16 protein-coding genes are annotated in these 19,462 nt (G+C 63.1%); 15 read left to right on the top strand and 1 reads right to left on the bottom strand.

Going from position 1 to position 19,462, the window contains the following annotated elements; all coding sequences use genetic code 11:
- Positions 1–256: 256 nt before the first annotated feature.
- The 9 genes from J5N58_RS03665 (at position 257) to J5N58_RS03625 (ending at position 11,372) form a co-directional block, all read left to right on the top strand.
- Complete coding sequence (locus J5N58_RS03665) at positions 257–1,555, top strand: CmpA/NrtA family ABC transporter substrate-binding protein (RefSeq protein ID WP_244709722.1); 1,299 nt, start codon at positions 257–259, stop codon at positions 1,553–1,555.
- Positions 1,556–1,674: 119 nt separating this feature from the next.
- The gene (ntrB, locus tag J5N58_RS03660) at positions 1,675–2,571 is read left to right on the top strand and encodes a nitrate ABC transporter permease (protein ID WP_112829160.1); all 897 of its coding nucleotides are present in this window, start codon (positions 1,675–1,677) and stop codon (positions 2,569–2,571) included.
- A 12-nt stretch (positions 2,572–2,583) separates the two neighbouring features.
- A complete protein-coding gene (locus J5N58_RS03655; protein ID WP_113438857.1) occupies positions 2,584–3,381 on the top strand; it encodes an ABC transporter ATP-binding protein in 798 nt (265 codons plus the stop codon).
- Positions 3,382–3,394: 13 nt separating this feature from the next.
- Entirely contained in the window at positions 3,395–3,829 is a 435-nt protein-coding gene (locus tag J5N58_RS03650) for a globin family protein (RefSeq protein ID WP_244709720.1), read from the top strand.
- Entirely contained in the window at positions 3,826–6,273 is a 2,448-nt protein-coding gene (gene nirB / locus J5N58_RS03645) for a nitrite reductase large subunit NirB (RefSeq protein WP_244709717.1), read from the top strand. The genes J5N58_RS03650 and nirB overlap by 4 nt, the downstream gene beginning before the upstream one ends.
- Positions 6,274–6,441: 168 nt before the next feature.
- Positions 6,442–6,771, top strand: coding sequence for a nitrite reductase small subunit NirD (gene nirD / locus J5N58_RS03640; RefSeq protein WP_113426638.1), 330 nt, complete (start codon positions 6,442–6,444; stop codon positions 6,769–6,771).
- 62 nt (positions 6,772–6,833) lie between these two features.
- The gene (locus J5N58_RS03635) at positions 6,834–9,494 is read left to right on the top strand and encodes a nitrate reductase (protein WP_113443903.1); all 2,661 of its coding nucleotides are present in this window, start codon (positions 6,834–6,836) and stop codon (positions 9,492–9,494) included.
- Entirely contained in the window at positions 9,466–10,956 is a 1,491-nt protein-coding gene (gene cysG / locus J5N58_RS03630) for a siroheme synthase CysG (RefSeq protein ID WP_113443902.1), read from the top strand. Before J5N58_RS03635 ends, cysG begins: the two co-directional genes overlap by 29 nt.
- Positions 10,957–11,144: 188 nt before the next feature.
- The gene (locus J5N58_RS03625) at positions 11,145–11,372 is read left to right on the top strand and encodes a hypothetical protein (protein WP_112831315.1); all 228 of its coding nucleotides are present in this window, start codon (positions 11,145–11,147) and stop codon (positions 11,370–11,372) included.
- Positions 11,373–11,409: 37 nt separating this feature from the next.
- On the opposite strand, the gene J5N58_RS03620 is transcribed toward J5N58_RS03625, so the two are convergent.
- Positions 11,410–12,351: a LysR family transcriptional regulator gene (locus J5N58_RS03620; RefSeq protein ID WP_112831316.1), complete on the bottom strand. Its 942-nt coding sequence runs from the start codon at positions 12,349–12,351 to the stop codon at positions 11,410–11,412.
- A gap of 103 nt (positions 12,352–12,454) precedes the next feature.
- Between J5N58_RS03620 and J5N58_RS03615 the strand changes: the two genes are divergently transcribed.
- Genes J5N58_RS03615 through J5N58_RS03590 form a run of 6 tightly spaced genes read left to right on the top strand, consistent with a single transcriptional unit; the run spans position 12,455 to position 19,457 of the window.
- Positions 12,455–13,504, top strand: a complete 1,050-nt coding sequence (locus J5N58_RS03615) for a class 1 fructose-bisphosphatase (RefSeq protein ID WP_113443901.1) — start codon at positions 12,455–12,457, stop codon at positions 13,502–13,504.
- Positions 13,505–13,514: 10 nt separating this feature from the next.
- Complete coding sequence (locus tag J5N58_RS03610; RefSeq protein ID WP_112831318.1) at positions 13,515–14,384, top strand: phosphoribulokinase; 870 nt, start codon at positions 13,515–13,517, stop codon at positions 14,382–14,384.
- An 11-nt stretch (positions 14,385–14,395) separates the two neighbouring features.
- Positions 14,396–16,423 (top strand): transketolase, encoded by a 2,028-nt coding sequence (gene tkt / locus J5N58_RS03605; protein ID WP_244709715.1) that lies wholly within the window; start codon positions 14,396–14,398, stop codon positions 16,421–16,423.
- A gap of 48 nt (positions 16,424–16,471) precedes the next feature.
- Complete coding sequence (fba, locus tag J5N58_RS03600; protein WP_113443899.1) at positions 16,472–17,551, top strand: class II fructose-bisphosphate aldolase; 1,080 nt, start codon at positions 16,472–16,474, stop codon at positions 17,549–17,551.
- A 31-nt stretch (positions 17,552–17,582) separates the two neighbouring features.
- Positions 17,583–19,043, top strand: a complete 1,461-nt coding sequence (locus J5N58_RS03595) for a form I ribulose bisphosphate carboxylase large subunit (RefSeq protein WP_113443898.1) — start codon at positions 17,583–17,585, stop codon at positions 19,041–19,043.
- Between the two features lie 24 nt (positions 19,044–19,067).
- The gene (locus J5N58_RS03590; RefSeq protein WP_244709713.1) at positions 19,068–19,457 is read left to right on the top strand and encodes a ribulose bisphosphate carboxylase small subunit; all 390 of its coding nucleotides are present in this window, start codon (positions 19,068–19,070) and stop codon (positions 19,455–19,457) included.
- Positions 19,458–19,462: the final 5 nt, after the last annotated feature.

Below are 19,462 nucleotides of genomic sequence, written 5' to 3'. Positions count from 1 at the left end.
CCCGTCGAAATACGAAATTTCGCCCGAAATTCATAACCTTAAAAAGCAAGACCGGAAACTGGCACGACACTTGCTTCGATATTTTCGCACCGGTCAACGGCGACCGGAAGGCAGATGAGCGCTCAACAAGCGCACAACCATCAGACATCGACGTCGCAAGGTTTTTGCTGTCCAGGCTTCTCCCGGTCCTGAAGACGCAAACTCCATGCGGCGTTTTTTTTGTTTCCGGATTTCCGCCAACCATAAGGGGACAGCAATGACGAAGACCGCAGGCCAAGGCATCAATCGCCGTACCATTCTGAAGACCACCGCTGCCGCCGCGCTGATCGGCGCCGTGCGCACCGCCTTCCCTTCCGGCGCCTTCGCCGCGACCGCCGCCCCTGAAGTCACGGGCGCCAAGCTCGGCTTCATTGCGCTCACCGACGCCGCCCCCCTGATTATCGCCAAGGAAAAAGGCCTCTTCGAGAAGTACGGCCTGCCGGATGTCGAGGTGGCGAAGCAGGCCTCCTGGGGCGCAACCCGCGACAACCTCGTGCTCGGAGGCGCCGCGAACGGCATCGACGGCGCCCATATCCTCACCCCGATGCCCTATCTCATGGAAGCTGGCAAGGTCACCCAGAACAACGTTCCCGTGCCCATGTCGATCCTCGCCCGCCTGAACCTCGACAGTCAGGGCATCTCGGTCGCCAGCGAATATGCGCAAACCGGCGTCGGCCTGGACTCCTCGAAGCTCAAGGAGGTCTTCGCCGCGAAGAAGGCCGAGGGCAAGGAAATCAAGGTCGCCATGACCTTCCCCGGCGGCACCCATGACCTCTGGATCCGCTACTGGCTCGCCGCCGGCGGCATCGATCCGGACAAGGACGTCTCCACCATCGTCGTACCGCCGCCGCAGATGGTCGCCAACATGAAGGTCGGCAACATGGACGCATTCTGCGTCGGCGAGCCATGGAACGAACAGCTCGTCAACCAGGGTATCGGCTTTACCGCCTGCACCACCGGCGAGCTCTGGAAGGGACATCCGGAAAAGGCGTTTTCCATGCGCTCCGAATGGATCGAGAAAAACCCCAACGCCGCAAAGGCCCTGATGATGGCGGTGATGGAGGCCCAGATCTGGGCCGACAGCATGGACAACAAGGAGGAGATGGCGACGATCCTCGGCAAGCGCCAATGGTTCAACGTGCCGCCGAAGGATGTGCTCGGCCGTCTCAAGGGCAACATCAACTACGGCAACGGCCGCGTCGCGGAAAACACCGGTCTCGAGATGAAGTTCTGGAAGGACCATGCCTCCTACCCGTTCAAGAGCCACGATCTCTGGTTCCTCACCGAGAATATCCGCTGGGGCAAGTTCGCGCCCGACACGGACACCAAGGCGCTGATCGACAAGGTGAACCGCGAAGACATCTGGCGTTCCGCCGCCAAGGATCTCGGCATTGCCGAGGCCGATATTCCCGCCTCGACCTCGCGCGGTCCGGAAACCTTCTTCGACGGGAAGGTCTTCGACCCGGAAAACCCGAAGGCCTATCTCGAAAGCCTGGCAATCAAGGCAGGCGCGTAAGTCGTGCGGCCCCTCACCCGGCTGTTGCCACCTTCTCCCCGGTCACGGGGGAAGGGTCCGGCAACGGATGAGGGGCCGGATTTGACCACAACGAACACCACTCGACAGAGGACCCAAACATGACCGCAACCGCCCGCAAAGCCGATACCGAGGCGCCGGCCATTGCCGCGATCAAGACCGGCACCGTCGTGCAGATGGCAAAGCGTCCTGCCGCGAAACTCGACCTGAAGCGCGTCGGCATTGCCACTCTGCGCAACATCCTGCCGCCGCTCGTCGTCCTGCTGGTCCTGCTCGGCGTCTGGCAGATCGCCTGTTCCCATCCCGGCGCGACGCTGCCGCCGCCCTCCCAGGTCTGGGCCGACAGCTTCGACCTGATCGCCTATCCCTTCTTCGATTACGGATCGCAGGATATCGGCCTTGCCTGGCGGGTTCTGGTGTCGCTTCAGCGCGTGGCGATCGGCTTCGGCCTTGCGGCAGTTGCCGGCGTCGTACTCGGCGCCATCGTCGGCCAGTCGGTCTGGGCGATGCGCGGTCTCGACCCGATCTTCCAGATCCTGCGCACCGTGCCGCCGCTTGCCTGGCTGCCGCTGTCGCTGGCTGCCTTCCAGGACTCGAACCCCTCGGCGATCTTCGTCATCTTCATCACCTCGATCTGGCCGGTCATCATCAACACCGCCGTCGGCGTTCGCAACATTCCGGACGACTATCGCAACATCGCCCGCGTGCTGCGCCTCAATCCGCTCGAATTCTTCATCCGCATCATGATCCCGGCGGCGGCTCCCTACATCTTCACCGGTCTGCGGATCGGCGTCGGTCTCTCCTGGCTCGCCATCGTCGCCGCAGAAATGCTGACCGGCGGCGTCGGCATCGGCTTCTTCATCTGGGACGCGTGGAACTCGTCCCGGCTCTCCGACATCATCGTGGCGCTCGCCTATATCGGCGTGACCGGCTTCGTTCTCGACAAGCTGGTCGCCCTGCTCGGCAGCGTCGTCACCCGCGGCACGGCCGCCAACTGAGGAGACGACACCATGAACGCCTATCTCAAGATCGACCATATCGACAAAAGCTTCGAACGCGGCGGCACGAAGACCGAAGTGCTGAAAGACGTCACGCTCACCATCGACAAGGGCGAGTTCGTTTCGATCATCGGCCATTCCGGCTGCGGCAAGTCCACGCTGCTCAACCTGATCGCCGGCCTGACCCGCGTTTCGAGCGGCGCCGTGCTACTCGAAAACGCCGAGGTGAACGAGCCCGGCCCGGAACGCGCCGTGGTTTTCCAGAACCACTCGCTGCTGCCCTGGCTTTCCGTCTACGAAAACGTCAACCTCGCGGTCTCCAAGGTTTTCGCCGGCCGCAAGAGCAAGGCCGAAAAGCACGAATGGGTCATGCGCAATCTCGACCTCGTGCAGATGGCCCATGCCAGGGACAAGCGCCCCTCCGAAATCTCCGGCGGCATGAAGCAGCGCGTCGGCATTGCCCGGGCGCTCGCCATGGAGCCGAAGATCCTGCTGCTCGACGAGCCCTTCGGCGCGCTCGACGCACTCACCCGCGCGCACCTTCAGGATGCCGTGATGGAGATCCATGCCCGGCTCGGCAACACCATGATTATGATTACCCATGACGTGGACGAGGCCGTCCTGCTCTCCGACCGCATCGTCATGATGACCAACGGTCCCGCTGCACGCATCGGCGAAGTTCTGGAAGTCCCGATCCCGCGCCCGCGCGACCGCATCGCGCTCGCTTCAGACCGCACCTACCTCAAATCCCGCGAAGCCGTGCTGAAGTTCCTCTACGAACGCCACCGCTTCGTCGAAGCCGCTGAATGAGGAGGAGAGCGTCATGACACCCAAGGATATTGACCTCGTCCAGTCTTCCTTCGCGAGGGTCATACCCATCAGGGAAGCTGCAGCGGAGCTCTTTTACGGCAGGCTCTTCGAAATCGCGCCCGAGGTGAAGCCTCTCTTCAAGGGGGAAATGAAGGAACAGGGGCGGAAGCTGATGACGACGCTCGGCGTCGTCGTCAACGGTCTCAAGGATCTTCAGAGCATCGTGCCTGCCGCCGAGGCGCTGGCCGTCAAGCACAACGATTATGGCGTGAAGCCTGCCCATTACGAGGTGGTGGGCGACGCCCTTCTCTGGACACTGGAACAGGGTCTGGGCCCGGACTTCACCCCGGAGACCAAGGCTGCCTGGACGTCCGCCTATGGGACGCTGTCCGGTGTGATGATCGCGGCAAGCACCCGCAGCACGAAAGACATGGAGCCAACGGTATGACCGAAAAACTCGTCATCATCGGCAACGGCATGGCCCCCGGCCGCATGCTGGAAGAACTCTTCGAAAAGGCCCCCGGCCTTTACGACGTCACGATCTTCAACGCCGAGCCGCGCGTCAATTACGACCGCATCATGCTCTCGCCCGTGCTGTCAGGCGAGAAGGCTTACGAGGACATCGTCATCCACAACGACGCCTGGTATGCCGCCCATAACGTGACGCTGCACAAGGGCGCGAAAGTCACCGGGATCGACCGCCATGCAAAGACCGTCACCTCGGCGAACGGCATCACGGCGGCTTACGACAAGCTGGTGATCGCCACCGGTTCGCTGCCCTTCATCATCCCGGTTCCCGGACATCAACTGCCGGGCATGCTGCCCTACCGCGATCTCGACGACGTCGAAAACATGCTGAAGATCGCCAGCGGCAAAGGCCGCGCCATCGTCATCGGCGCCGGCCTGCTGGGACTTGAGGCAGCCTACGGCCTGAAACGGCAGGGCATGGATGTCACCGTCATCCACCTGATGCCGACCATCATGGAACGACAGCTCGATCCCGCCGCCGCCTACCTTCTGGAAAAGGCGCTCAACGAACGCGGCATCGACATCATCACCAAGGCCAATACCAAGGCAATCCTCGGGACGGAGAAGGTCGAAGGCATCGAACTGGAAGACGGCCGCGTCATCGAAGGCGACATGGTCGTCATGGCCGTCGGCATCCGCCCGGCCTCTCAGCTTGCCAAGGAGGCGGGCCTCGCCGTCAACAGGGGCATCGTCGTCGACGACGGCATGATGACCTCGGATGCTTCGATCTTCGCGCTCGGCGAATGCGCCGAACACCGCGGCATCTGCTACGGTCTCGTCGCGCCGCTCTATGAGAGCGCGAAGGTACTGGCCGACCGGCTGACGGGCGGCAGCGCCGAATATCACGGCTCCGTCACCAACACGAAGCTCAAGGTCACCGGCATCAACCTGTTTTCCGCAGGCGATTTCGCCGAGGCTCCCGACCGGCAGGAAATCGTGCTGCGCGATGCCGCCGCCGGCGTCTACAAACGCCTCGTCCTCAAGGAAAACCGCATCATCGGCGCCGTGCTCTACGGCGAGACGGCGGACGGTTCCTGGTTCTTCGACCTGATGAAGAAGGGCACCGACATTTCCGAGATGCGCGAGACGCTGATCTTCGGTCAGGCCTACCAGGGGGGTGTCGCGCTGGACCCTATGGCGGCCGTTGCAGCCTTGCCGGATGATGCGGAAATCTGCGGCTGCAACGGCGTCTGCAAGGGCAAGATCGTTTCCACCATCACCGGCAAGGGACTGACGACGCTGGACGGTGTCAGGGCGCATACCAAGGCATCCGCCTCCTGCGGCAACTGCACCGGCCTTGTCGAGCAGCTGATGTCACTGACGCTGGGCGACGCCTATAATCCGGCCGCAGTCACGCCCATGTGCACCTGCACCGAACTTGGCCATGACGACGTGCGCCGCCTCATCAAGGCGAAAGGTCTGAAGACCATTCCGGCCGTGATGCAGGAACTGGAATGGAAGACCTCCTGCGGCTGCGCCAAGTGCCGCCCGGCGCTCAACTACTACCTCGTCTGCGACTGGCCGGACGAATATGCCGACGACTACCAGTCGCGCTTCATCAACGAGCGCGTACACGCCAACATCCAGAAGGACGGCACCTATTCCGTCGTGCCGCGCATGTGGGGCGGCGTCACCAGTTCCTCGGAACTGCGGGCGATCGCCGATGTCGTCGACAAGTTCGACATTCCCATGGTGAAGGTCACAGGCGGTCAGCGCATAGACCTGCTCGGCGTTCACAAGGAAGACCTGCCGGCGGTCTGGGCCGATCTCGGCAAGGCCGGTTTCATCTCCGGCCAGGCCTATGCCAAGGGCCTGCGCACCGTGAAGACCTGCGTCGGCGAGCAATGGTGTCGCTTCGGCACGCAGGATTCGACCGGCCTCGGCATCCGCATCGAGAAATTCATGTGGGGTTCGTGGACGCCGGCCAAGTTGAAGCTCGCCGTCTCCGGCTGCCCGCGCAACTGCGCGGAAGCGACCTGCAAGGACATCGGCGTCATCTGCGTCGATAGCGGCTTCGAGATCCACTTCGCCGGTGCCGCGGGCCTCGACATCAAGGGCACGGAGGTGCTCGGCCTCGTGAAGACCGAGGACGAGGCGCTGGAGGTGATCGTGGCGCTGACCCAGATGTATCGCGAACAGGCCCGCTACCTCGAGCGCATCTACAAATGGGCAAAACGCATCGGCACCGAAGAGATCCGCCGCCAGATCATGGAGGATCACGACAAGCGCCGGGCCTATTTCGACCGCTTCGTCTTCTCCCAGAAATTCGCCCAGGTCGACCCGTGGTCGGAGCGCGTTTCCGGCAAGGACAAGCATGAGTTCAAGCCCATGGCGACGGTCGGTTACTCGGCCGCAGCGGAATAGAAGACCCTCTCTGGCCTGCCGGCCATCTCCCCCACAAGGGGGGAGAAGACCTGGCGGAAACCGCTCGGTTCTCTCCGCCAAGGGTTCGGCTGGGTTAAGCCCTCCCCCTTGTGGGGAGGGTGGGGAGGGTGGGGAGGGGTCTTAGGCAACAACAAGGAAACGAAACCCATGAACTGGATCGCAATCGGCCATATCGACGACATTCCGCTCCGCGGCGCCCGCTGCGTGAAGACGCCGGAAGGCAAGATCGCCGTCTTTCGCACGGCCGAAAACGAGGTTTTCGCCATCGAGGATCATTGCCCCCACAAGGGAGGTCCGCTCTCCCAAGGCATCGTCCACGGCAAGGCCGTGACCTGCCCGCTGCACAACTGGGTGATCTCGCTGGAAAGCGGCAAGGCGCTCGGCGCCGACGAAGGAGAGGTCAGGACCATTCCGCTGCGCAACGAAAACGGGTGCCTGTCCATCATGCTCGAAAGCCTGCTGCAGGCGGCGGAGTAGCGGGATGCAGGCTTTGGCGATTGCGGTTGCGGGTATGGTTTTACCACGTCGGGGTTGCAGATATGTCCACTGAAACCAGGACCACCTGTCCCTATTGCGGCGTCGGCTGCGGGGTGATCGCAACCGTGGACGATGCGGGCTCCGTCTCGGTGAAGGGCGATCCGGATCACCCGGCCAATTTCGGACGCCTCTGCTCCAAGGGTTCGGCGCTTGCCGAAACGCTCGATCTCGAGGGACGCGCGCTTCACCCGGAAATCATGGGCGAGCGCGCCAGCTGGGACACGGCTCTCGACACGGTGGCCCGCACCTTCGCGGAGACTATCGCCAAGAACGGCCCGGATTCGGTCGCCTTCTATGTCTCCGGCCAGTTGCTCACCGAAGACTATTACGTCGCCAACAAGCTGATGAAGGGCTTCATCGGCTCGGCCAATATCGACACCAATTCCAGGCTCTGCATGGCCTCGTCGGTGGCCGGCCACCGCAGGGCCTTCGGGGCCGACACGGTGCCTGGAACCTATGAGGATCTGGAACTCGCCGATCTCGTCGTGCTGGTCGGCTCCAACATGGGCTGGTGCCACCCGGTGCTCTACCAGCGGCTTGCCGCCGCCAAGGCAGCCCGACCCGGCATGAAGGTCGTCGTCATAGACCCGCGCCGCACGGCAACCTCCGACATCGCCGATCTGCATCTTTCCATTCGCCCCGACGGCGACGTGGCACTCTTCAACGGCCTGCTCGCCCATCTGGCGAAGAGCACGGCGATCGACGAGAATTACCTTGCCGCCCATACGACAGGTTTCGCGGACGCCTTCGCCGCTGCAAGCGCCCTGAGCTTTGCCGGACTGATCGACAACACGGGCCTTGGCGCCAGCGAACTGCGCCAGTTCTTCGGCCTTTTCGAACGGACGGAGAAGGTCGTTACCTGCTATAGCCAGGGTGTCAATCAGTCCTCGGTCGGCACGGACAAGGTCAACGCCATCATAAACTGCCATCTGGCGACCGGCCGGATCGGTCGTCCCGGCATGGGGCCTTTCTCGCTGACCGGCCAACCGAACGCCATGGGAGGCCGCGAGGTCGGCGGTCTCGCCAATATGCTTGCCGCCCACATGACGATCGAAAATCCTGAACATCGCGACTGTGTTCAGCGCTTCTGGAATGCACCGACAATAGCAAGCAGACCGGGACTGAAGGCAGTCGATATGTTCGAGGCCGTCGCCGACGGACGCATCAAGGCGCTGTGGATCATGTCGACGAACCCCGTCGTTTCCATGCCCGATGCCGACCGCGTGAAGGCTGCCATCGAAGCCTGCCCCTTCGTCGTCGTCTCCGACATCCTGAAGGAGACCGACACAGCAAGGCTTGCCCACGTTCTTCTGCCTGCCACCGGCTGGGGCGAAAAATCCGGCACCGTGACGAATTCCGAACGGCGCATCTCCCGGCAGCGGCCCTTCCTGCCGGCCCCCGGCGAGGCCCGGCCGGACTGGTGGCAGATTGCCGAGGTCGCCCGACGCATGAGCTTTAAGGCGGCCTTTTCCTTCCGTTCGGCGGCGGAGATCTTCGCCGAGCATGCCGCCCTTTCCGCCTTCGAAAACGACGGCGCCCGCGACTTCGACATCGGCGCGTATGCGGCAATCGACGAGACCGGCTTCGACGCTCTCGCGCCATTCCAGTGGCCCCAGCCCGCCGGCACCGGCCCCCGGACGACGCGGTTCTTCGCAGAGGGGCGCTTCTTTCATCCCGACGGCAAGGCCCGCTTCGTGCCCGTTGCACCCGATGTGCCGCAGCGGACGAGCAGCGACTTTCCGCTGGTGCTGAACACGGGCCGAGTACGCGACCACTGGCACACCATGACGCGGACCGGCAAGAGCGCCCGCCTCTCCGCCCATATCGCCGAACCCTATGCGGAGATGCATCCCGCCGACGCGCGCGGCCTCGGCATAGGGGATGCGGATCTCGTCGAGTTGGCGAGCGAAACGGGCAGCCGCGTGATCGTCCGCACCCTGCTGAGCGGACGGCAATCCCGGGGCTCGATTTTCGTGCCGATGCACTGGACCGGGGAGACCTCCGCGGAAGGCCGTATCGATGCGCTGGTGCCACCGGTGACGGACCCGGTCTCCGGCCAGCCGGCCTCCAAACATGTCGCAGTGCAGGCAAGGCGCTTTGCTGCAGCGGCCTACGGGTTCGCAATCAGCGCGAACAGACCGGAAGGGCTTGATCTGCCCTACTTTGCCCTTGCCCGCGCGCCCGGCGGCTGGCGCACGGAACTCGCATGGCAACAGCCTGCCGAAGATTGGGACGGCTGGTGCCGCGCCCGGTTCAGGCTTCCCGCGAAAGCCGAACTGATCGGATACGGCGACCGCGCCACCGGCATTACAAGGCTGGCCTATTTCCTCGAAGAGCGGTTGCTGCTGGCTCTCTTCGTCGCGACAACCCCGGTTGCCGTCTCCCGCCAGTGGGCGGTCGGGCAATTGCAGCAATGCCATTCGGATGCCCGTACGCGCTTTGCCGTGATCGCCGGCCGGCCGGCGGCGGACAGGCCCGATCCGGGCGCAACCGTCTGCTCCTGCTTCTCGGTGGGCGTGAACCAGATCGTTACCGCGGTAAAGGGCGGTTGCCGGACAGTGGAAGCCGTCGGCGAGGCACTTTCCGCGGGCACCAATTGCGGCTCCTGCCGCGCAGAAATCAGGGGGATCATCGATGCCTGCCATGCCGCTGCGGCTGAGTGAGCCGAAACCGACCACGACGGCGCGTGTCGCCCCGCTCGCCAAGCTTCCCGTTTTCTGGTCGCTTGCAGGAAAACAGACAATCGTCGCCGGCGGCTCCGACGGTGCGGCCTGGAAGGCCGAGCTGCTGGCCGCCTGCGGAGCGGAAGTGCATGTCTATTGCCCGAATGAGGAGTTGGGCGAGGCTATGAAGGCGCTGATCGATGAGACAGCAGTCCGCTCCATCATCCACCACCACCATGCCTGGCATCCCGGCATCTTCGCGGGCAAGGCTCTCGCGCTCGCCGACTGCGAAACGCAAGAGGAGGCGCAGGCCTTTCACGATGCCGCCCGTGCGGCCGGTGTTCCCGTCAACGTCATCGACAAGCCCGATTTCTGCCAGTTCCAGTTCGGCTCCATCGTCAACCGTTCGCCGGTCGTTGTGGCGATTTCCACCGACGGCGCCGCCCCGATTCTCGCCCAGGCGATCCGCCGGCGTATCGAGACGCTGCTGCCGCCCGCGCTGAAGTCATGGGCGGAACTGGCGCAGGCGTTGCGAGAAAGGGCGAACACGCTTCTGACAACGCCGCAGTCACGCCGGAATTTCTGGGAACGCTTCGTGGACCGCGCTTTCGCCGGCAACCGCCCACCGGAGGAGAGCGATGGCCAATCCCTGCTCGCCGACGCCGAACGGCTGGTCGTCGACCCGACCCACGGCCATGTCACCCTGGTCGGAGCCGGTCCGGGCGATGCCGAACTCCTGACCCTGAAAGCCGTGCGCGCCCTTCAATCGGCCGATGCGATCCTGTTCGACGATCTGGTTTCGGCCGAAGTCCTGGAGCTTGCCCGACGGGAAGCCAAGCGCATGCTGGTGGGAAAACGCGGCGGACGCGAAAGCTGCCGGCAGGAGGACATCAACGATACCATGCTGGCGCTCGCCAAGGCAGGCAAACGGGTGGTACGGCTGAAATCCGGCGACCCGATGATCTTCGGCCGGGCCGGTGAAGAGATCGCCTTCCTCGAACGGCACGGTATCTCCTGCGATGTCGTGCCCGGCATCACCGCCGCAAGCGCGATGGCGGCAAGCCTCGGGGTCTCCTTGACCCACCGAGATCATGCCCAGGCAGTCCGCTTCGTCACCGGCCATGCCCGCAGCGGGGATCTGCCCGCCGACCTCGATTGGCGCAACCTCGCCGACCCGAAGACGACCACGGTCTTCTACATGGGCGGGCGAACGGCCGGCAAGATCCGCAGCCGCCTGCTCGACGCGGGCATGGCGCACGATCTGCCCGTCGTCGTCGCAAGTTCCGTGACCCGCTCCAGCCAGAAAAGCTGGGCAGGTTGCCTGAACGATCTCGAACGGGGAATAAGCGAAATCGGCTACGAGAACCCGGTTCTCATCGGCATCGGGCCGGTCTTCCAGGCATGCCGCCGGAACACAGATCGCTCAGACTTGCCGGCACCCGCCCATGCAGGGCGCGTGTAATCCCGCTCGACATGCCGCAAGAACACACCGGAAGAACGATATAGCTGACTAAAATTGGGCGAGGCGATGAAAAGCCTCGCGCAAGCTTCATGGATATTTCGAAAATCAGAACAAGATAATATTATTTATTAAAGATCGATTCGTATCGGTCAGATGACGAAATCTATGACTTAGCCGCAGGAGCTGAAATGAATCAGCAATCAAATCTTGAGGCCTGGGCGTTAAATCGGGCACAGCAGATCGTGTTGCAGCAAGGCGTCAATCTGGTCGCCGCAGCCCAAAGACTGGATCGCAAACAAACGACGGCCAATACTTATGCTCTTCGCAAGGCCATCATGGATTCATTGCTGGAAGCCGTAGCGGCAACCTCCTCGACCACCCCACCCCACAGCGAAGACATTTTCGGAGCCGGCTGAAGCGCGGGGCCCCTGTCCCCTTGCCGGCATGCTGCAATCAGCCGAAGGCATTTGCCGGGTAGGGCTTTGCCACCACCGGCAGATGACGGGCTCCTTCCGTCAGCAGAAAGCGCTCGAATGCCTGCATGGCGGGATTGAAGGACCGGTCGCGGCGCGACACGCTGAACCACTGCCGGCGGATCGGCGTATCCACCACGTCGAGGATGACGAGGCGGCCGAGCTTGACCTCCTGCTCTATGGTATGCGCCGAGATGAAGGCAATGCCGAGCCCGGCAATCACAGCCTGCTTGATGGTTTCGTTGGACCCCATTTCCGTCCCCAGATCCTCCAGACGCCGGGGAACGGCGCTCAGGAAAATCTCGAGCGAAATCCGCGTCCCCGACCCTCTTTCGCGCACGAGGAACTGCTCCTCCGCGATGCGCTCGCGGGAGATGTCGAGCACGCCGGCCAGGGGGTGATCGGCGGGCGCGATGAAGACCAGCGGATGATCGCCGAAGACCTGCGAGCGGACCTCGAAATCGCGGGGCGGACGCCCCATCAGGGCGATGTCGAACTCATGGTCTCGGAGCTTCTGGATGATCTCGGCCCGGTTGCCGATGAAGAGATTGATCTCGATCGACGGTGCCTGCTTGCGAAAGGCAGCAATCAGTTGCGGGGCGAAATACTTGCCTGTCGACACCACCCCGAGCCGCAGCCGGCCCTTACGTAACCCCTTCATGGCGCTGATGGATTCTTCGAGCGCCGAAAGACTGTCCTCCACCGAGCGGGCAGCTTCCAGAAACGCAAGGCCGAACCCTGTCGGCACCATGCCCTCACGTCCCCGGTCGAACAGTGCAACGCCCGCATCCCGCTCGAGCTGCTGGATCTGCAAGGTCAGCGCAGGACCGGTGAGGCCGAGTTCGGCTGCGGCAAGATTGATCTTGCCCAGACGGCAGACGGCTTCGATCGTGCGGAGTTGGCGGATGGTGACATTACGCATATTAGAAAGTAAATATTTCTAACTTCGCTAGTCAACATAATAAATTTTACAAACTTACCGATTGCTTCATCCTTGCCTCGACCGTCGATGGGGAGGAGACATCATGTCGGGCGCAACACTGGAGGCCTATCTTGTTTCATGCATGGGAGAGCGCGGCGAAGCGGGCCGCGACCTGGCCTTAATCATTCAGCGGCTGGCGATGGCCGCACTCGAAATCCGCAAGCTCGTGGGGCAAGGGGCGCTCAACGACACCTTCCACGGGCTGCGCGAAAGCTCCAATGCGGACGGCGATATTCAGAAGGAACTGGACGTCATCTGCGACGACCTGTTCCTCTCCTGCCTGCAGGGAGCGCCAGTCGCCTATTATGCCTCGGAGGAACTGGAAAACCCGATCCTTCTCGATCCCGCCGCCCGTCTCGCCGTCGCCATCGATCCGCTCGACGGCTCGTCGAACATCGACACCAACGTCTCGATCGGCACGATCTTTTCGATCCTGCCGGCCCTGAAGGGTGTCGAAGCCGATGTGACCGCCACCTTCCTGCAGCCGGGGCACCGGCAGCTTGCCGCCGGTTTTTTCATCTACGGGCCGCAGACCGCGCTGGTCCTCTCGCTCGGCAAGGGCACGGAGATCTTCATTTTCTCGAGCCGGCTCGGCTGTTTCGTGCAGGCCTACAAGTCCGTTGCCATTCCGGACCGCGCGCATGAATTTGCCATCAACACCTCGAACTACCGCCACTGGGAAGAGGCGATCAGGCTTTACGTCGACGACTGCCTTGCCGGCGCGGAAGGTCCCCGCGAGCGGGATTTCAACATGCGCTGGATCGCCTCGCTGGTGACGGAAGCCTACCGCATTCTCGTTCGCGGCGGCATCTTCCTTTACCCCTCCGACGGCCGGAAAGGCTATTCCCACGGCCGCCTGCGGCTCGTCTACGAAGCCAACCCCATCGCCTTCCTCATCGAGAACGCTTCGGGCGCCGCGACCGACAGCGTCACCCGCATTCTCGACCTCGAACCGGAGAGCCTGCACCAGCGCACACCGCTGGTCTTCGGCTCGCGCCGCGAGGTGGCGCGTGTCGCCCGTTACCATGTCGACCCCGCAATGATCGGTGAACGCGCGCCGCTGTTCGGCAAGCGCGGCCTGTTTAGGGCCTGAGGAGAAAAGAATGTCCGCAAAATACCCGATCATTTCCATTACGGGCTCGTCCGGCGCCGGCACCACCACCGTCAAGGACACCTTCGAGAAGATCTTCAAGCGCGAAAACATCTCCGCTTCCTTCATCGAGGGCGATGCCTTCCATCGCTATGACCGCGAGGCGATGAAGAAGAAGATCGCCGAGGAAAAGGCCAAAGGCGTAGACTTCACCCACTTCGCGGCGGAAGCCAACGAACTTGAAATCCTCGAAAGCGTGTTTTCGGAATATGGCCGCCGCGGTGTGGGCCGCACCCGCCATTACATCCATGACGATGGCGAGGCCGCGAGATACGGCACGGCACCCGGCACCTTCACCGAATGGGAGGAATTCCGCGACAGCGACCTCCTGTTCTACGAAGGCCTACACGGCTGCGCGGTCACGGAGAATGTCAATCTCGCCCAGCACTGCGATCTGAAGATCGGCGTGGTGCCGGTCATCAATCTCGAATGGATACAGAAGATCCATCGCGACAAGGCAACCCGCGGCTATTCCACCGAAGCCGTGACCGACACCATCCTCCGGCGGATGCCCGACTATGTGCATTACATCTGCCCGCAATTCTCGCTGACGGACATCAATTTCCAGCGCGTGCCGATCGTCGATACGTCCAATCCGTTCATCGCGCGATGGATCCCGACACCGGCCGAATCCATGCTGGTGATCCGCTTCGCCAATCCGCGCGGGATCGATTTTCCGTACCTGCTGTCGATGCTGCAGAACAGCTTCATGTCACGCGCCAATTCGATCGTCGTGCCCGGCGACAAGCTCGATCTGGCCATGCAGCTCATCTTCACGCCGCTCATCCACAAACTGCTCGAACGCAAGCATCGCATGTCTTGAGGAGGACGACCATGAACATCTCCCAGAAAGCAGCCAGCCCCGCCACCGTTTCCGAGAAGGACATGGCTAATGCCATCCGTTTCCTGGCGATGGATGCCGTACAGAAAGCCAATTCCGGCCACCCCGGCATGCCGATGGGCATGGCGGATGCGGTGACGGTGCTGTTCAACCGCTTCATCCGGATCGATCCGTCCATGCCGGACTGGCCGGACCGTGACCGCTTCGTGCTCTCGGCGGGGCACGGGTCGATGCTGCTCTATGCGATCCATCACCTGATCGGCTTTGCCGACATGCCGATGTCCGAGCTTTCCTCCTTCCGCCAGTTCGGCGCGAGAACCGCGGGCCACCCCGAATACGGCCACGCACTGGGCATTGAGACGACCACTGGACCGCTCGGACAGGGCATTTCGACTGCCGTCGGCATGGCGATTGCCGAACAGATGATGGCGGCCCGCTTCGGCTCGTCGCTCTGCAATCACTTCACCTATGTCGTTGCCGGCGACGGCTGCCTTCAGGAAGGCATCAGCCACGAGGCGATCGACCTCGCCGGGCACCTGAAGCTGCGCAAGCTGATCGTGCTCTGGGACGACAACCGTATTTCCATCGACGGGGCGACATCCCTATCCACGTCGATGGACCAGCTGGCGCGCTTTCGCGCTGCCGGCTGGAATGCTCAGGCCGTCGATGGCCACGATCCGGAAGCCGTGGCCAGGGCCATCGACCGTGCCCGCAAGAGCCGCAAGCCATCGCTGATCGCCTGCCGCACGCTGATCGGCAAGGGTGCGGCCAGCATGGAAGGCTCCCACAAGACCCATGGGGCCGCTCTCGGCGACAGGGAGATCACCGCCACCCGCGAAAAGCTCGACTGGCCCCACCCGCCCTTCTTCGTGCCGCACGAGATCAAGTCCGCATGGGAAGGCGTGGCGGTCCGTGGACGTGCGGCGCGAGAGACCTGGGAGATCCGGCGGGATGCTACGCGCTCAAAGGCGCGCTACGAGCGCACCGTCAACAGGGACATCGGCCCCGAAACCGCACGCCGGCTCGCGAGGTTCCGCAACGAGCACCGGGAAAAGGCTACCAAGGTCGCGACCCGTCAGGCCTCCCAGATGGCGCTGGAAGTCATCAACGGCGCAACCGACCTGACCATCGGCGGCTCCGCGGACCTGACCGGCTCCAACCTCACCATGACATCACAGACACAAGCCATCACCGCCGCAAACTTCCGTGGCCGCTACCTGCATTACGGCATCCGCGAACATGCCATGGCGGCGGCGATGAACGGCATCGCCCTGCATGGCGGCTTCGTTCCCTATGGCGGCACCTTTCTTGTGTTTGCCGATTATGCCCGCGGCGCGATCCGCCTTTCCGCGCTCATGGGCCTGCCGGTCGTCTATGTGCTGACCCATGATTCCATCGGGCTCGGCGAGGACGGACCGACCCACCAGCCGGTCGAGCATCTCGCCATGCTGAGGGCGACGCCCAACATCAACGTCTTCCGGCCCGCCGATATCATCGAGACGGCCGAATGCTGGGAACTGGCGCTCGCCGAAAAATCGACCCCGAGCGCGCTTGCACTGTCGCGGCAGGCCCTGCCCATGCTCCGCACGACGGACACCCAGGAAAACCTCTCGGCACGGGGAGCCTATGTCCTGCGGGAAGCGCAGGGACCGCGCGACATCACACTGCTCGCCACCGGTTCGGAAGTCGAGATCGCCGTCCAGGCTGCCGAGAAGCTGCGTGCCGAAAACGGCGTCGAGGCCGCGGTCGTTTCCATGCCCTCATGGGAAAAATTCGAGACCCAGACCGACGCCTACCAGAGAAGGATACTGGGCGGCGCACCGCGCATCGCCATCGAGGCCGCCGGACGGCTCGGCTGGGATCGTTGGATCGGCCCCCATGGCACCTTCATCGGCATGCAGGGGTTTGGAGCGTCCGCTCCGGCCGGCGAGCTCTACAGGCATTTCGGCATCACCCCGGAGCACGTCGCGACGGAAGCGCTGCACCTCATCGGCCGAGGCCGGAAGGAGCGCCGGCGATGACCCGCAACGGAACCTCATTCGACGTTCAACCCGGAAAGGAGGCCTGACATGGCCCGCATCACGCTTCGTCAATTGCTGGATCATGCCGCAGAGCGCGGTTACGGCGTGCCCGCCTTCAACATCAACAACATGGAACAGGGGCTCGCCATTCTGGAGGCGGCCAAGGCCTGCGACGCGCCGGTTATCCTGCAGGCCTCGCGCGGCGCCCGTTCCTACGCTAACGACATCATGCTCGCCAAGATGATGGAAGCGCTGGAGCTGATGTATCCCGACATCCCGATCTGCATTCACCAGGACCACGGCAATACCGTCTCCACCTGCCTCTCGGCGATCCAGCACGGTTTCACCTCGGTAATGATGGACGGCTCGCTGAAGGAGGACGCCAAGACGCCGGCGGATTACGCCTATAATGCCGGGATCACCGCAGAGGTCGCCCGCCTCGCCCACATGGTGGGTGTCTCGGTCGAGGGTGAACTCGGTTGCCTCGGTTCGCTGGAAACCGGTCATGGCGAAGCGGAAGACGGCCACGGCTTCGAAGGCGCGCTCGACCGCTCGCAATTGCTGACCGATCCGGACGAAGCCGCCCGCTTCGTCGCCGAGACCGGCGTCGATGCACTGGCAGTCGCAATTGGCACCTCGCACGGCGCCTACAAGTTCACCCGCAAGCCGACGGGCGAGGTTCTCGCCATGGATGTCATCGAGAAGATCCATCGCCGCCTGCCCGACACCCACATCGTCATGCACGGCTCTTCCTCCGTGCCCGAGGAGTGGCAGGACGTTTTCAACGCCCATGGCGGCGCGATGCGGGAGACCTATGGCGTGCCGGTGGAGGAAATCGTCCGCGGCATCCGCTTCGGCGTCCGCAAGGTCAATATCGACACCGATCTTCGCCTTGCGGCCGCCGCAGAATTCCGCCGCGTCGCCGACACGCACCGGGACGAATTCGACCCGCGCAAATTCCTCAAACCCGCGATGGATGCCATGGCCGCCGTCTGCAAGGCGCGCTTCGAGGCATTCGGCACGGCGGGCAATGCCTCCCGCATCAAGGTCATCCCGATGAGCGACATGGCGAAACGCTATGCGAGCGGGAGCCTGAAACCCCAGACGGCGCGATCTGAAGCCGCCTGATCCCCCACCGAAAACAGGAAAGGACAGAGCCATGAACGCCGATGCAAAGACCGAAATCAAGGGCAAGGAACGCTACCGGGCGGGCGTGCTGAAATACGCGCAGATGGGCTACTGGAACGGCGACTACGTGCCGAAGGACACCGATCTCATCGCGCTTTTCCGCATCACGCCGCAGGATGGTGTCGATCCGATCGAAGCGGCAGCCGCCGTTGCCGGCGAAAGCTCGACCGCCACCTGGACCGTCGTCTGGACCGACAGGCTGACGGCCTGCGACCAGTATCGCGCCAAGGCCTACAGGGTCGATCCCGTTCCCGGAACGCCGGGGCAATACTTCTGCTACGTCGCCTACGATCTGATCCTCTTCGAGGAAGGCTCGATCGCCAACCTGACGGCCTCGATCATCGGCAACGTCTTCTCGTTCAAGCCGTTGAAGGCCGCACGTCTTGAAGACATGCGTCTGCCCGTCGCCTATGTGAAGACCTTCAAGGGACCGCCGACCGGCATCGTCGTGGAACGCGAGCGGCTGGACAAGTTCGGCAAGCCGCTGCTCGGCGCGACGACCAAGCCGAAGCTTGGCCTTTCCGGCAAGAACTACGGCCGCGTCGTCTATGAAGGCCTGAAGGGCGGCCTCGACTTCATGAAGGACGACGAGAACATCAACTCGCAGCCCTTCATGCACTGGCGCGACCGCTTCCTCTACTGCATGGAGGCCGTAAACCACGCCTCCGCCGTGACCGGCGAGGTCAAGGGACACTACCTCAACGTCACTGCGGGCACGATGGAGGAAATGTACCGCCGCGCCGAATTCGCCAAGGAACTCGGGTCCGTCATCGTCATGGTCGACCTCATCATCGGCTGGACAGCGATTCAGTCCATGTCCGAATGGTGCCGCCAGAACGACATGATCCTGCACATGCACCGGGCCGGACACGGCACCTATACCCGCCAGAAGAACCACGGGATTTCCTTCCGCGTCATCGCCAAGTGGCTGCGGCTTGCGGGCGTCGACCATCTCCATGCCGGCACCGCCGTCGGCAAGCTGGAAGGCGATCCGCCGACCGTGCAGGGTTACTACAATGTCTGCCGCGAGATGATGAACGAGGTGGACCTGCCGCGCGGTCTCTTCTTCGAACAGGACTGGGCGGACCTGAAGAAGGTGATGCCGGTCGCCTCCGGCGGCATCCATGCCGGCCAGATGCATCAGTTGCTCGACCTCTTCGGCGACGATGTGGTGCTCCAATTCGGCGGCGGGACCATCGGCCATCCGATGGGCATCCAGGCGGGTGCCACCGCGAACCGCGTTGCGCTCGAAGCCATGGTGCTCGCCCGCAACGAGGGACGCGACATCGCCAATGAAGGGCCGGAAATCCTGCGCGCCGCCGCCAGGTGGTGCAAGCCGCTGGAGGCCGCGCTCGAGACGTGGGGCAACATCAGCTTCAACTATACCCCCACCGACACCTCGGACTTCGTTCCGAGCGTAAGCGTGGCCTGACATTAAAAAAGAAGGAGAACGGAAATGCGTATCACCCAGGGCTGCTTCTCGTTCCTGCCCGACCTTACGGACGAACAGATCACCGCGCAGGTGGAATACTGCCTGCGCAGGGGCTGGGCCATCGGTATCGAATATACCGACGATCCTCACCCGCGGAACACCTATTGGGAAATGTGGGGTCACCCCATGTTCGACCTTCGCGACGCCAAGGGCGTGACGATGGAACTCGCCGATTGCCGCAAGGCCTATCCGCAGCACTACATCCGGCTCAACGCCTTCGACTCCACCCGCGGCCTCGAAACCGTGACCATGTCCTTCATCGTCAACCGCCCGGAACACGAGCCGGAAATCACGATGATCCGGACCGATGTGCGCAGCCGATCGCAGCACTACTCGTGGGCAACGGCGCGCTGATCGAA

This window comes from Paenirhizobium cremeum (assembly GCF_022884085.1).
GTDB lineage: Bacteria > Pseudomonadota > Alphaproteobacteria > Rhizobiales > Rhizobiaceae > Allorhizobium > Allorhizobium cremeum.
The sequence above is the reverse complement of the archived record's forward strand: the minus strand, read 5'-3'. Positions and strand labels throughout refer to the sequence as shown.